The organism is Paraburkholderia sp. J8-2, assembly GCF_905220195.1.
Lineage (GTDB): Bacteria > Pseudomonadota > Gammaproteobacteria > Burkholderiales > Burkholderiaceae > Paraburkholderia.
In genome coordinates, this window is record NZ_CAJMZA010000116.1 from 1 (window position 1) to 569 (window position 569).

Below are 569 nucleotides of genomic sequence, written 5' to 3' on the forward strand. Positions count from 1 at the left end.
TGCCACCGTGCTCAACCCCAAGGCCATTTTGTTCGCCGGGTCGATTTTTCCGCCTATGGCATTCGAGAGCGTTTCGATGTGGTTCCAGGCCATGGCGGTCTTCGCGGTCTTGCTCGTCCCCATTGGCATGACATGGATCGCCATCGGCGCCGCGCCGCGCAATGGGCGTGCGCCGTTCATTCGTCCGGCGTTCTTCCAGCGTTGCGCGTCCGTCGTGGTGGGCGCCTTCTCCGTGTCGCTCATGTGGGCGCTCGCCCACTAAAGCAATCGCGCCATTTGCAGGCTCAGGCCTGCTGCGGCGGAACGAGTTCGGCGATTCTGAGCCATTAGCTGCCAGCCTTGCCAGCGAGGCGCTGCAGCGCTTCGGCTCTGTGCACACCGCACTGCACTGGGAAAGCCTTCGTTGCGTAGGCGGCAAGCCAGAGTGGTCCTCATCACGCCATCCGTGAACGTGACGAGTTCAACGATAGGCACAACCTTCAGTGCCATCCAATTCAACGTCGTGCAACCGTCGACATGACGCAAGGTCAGGCGTCAGTACGCGTGTTACGTATACCGGCCTTGTGCCT

The 569-nt window shown here is 61.3% G+C and carries 1 pseudogene; it reads left to right on the forward strand.

Annotated features, from left to right (window positions below):
* A pseudogene (locus U5A52_RS43055) lies at window positions 1-262 on the forward strand (LysE family translocator); the annotation flags it as partial.
* Window positions 263-569 lie beyond the last annotated feature (307 nt).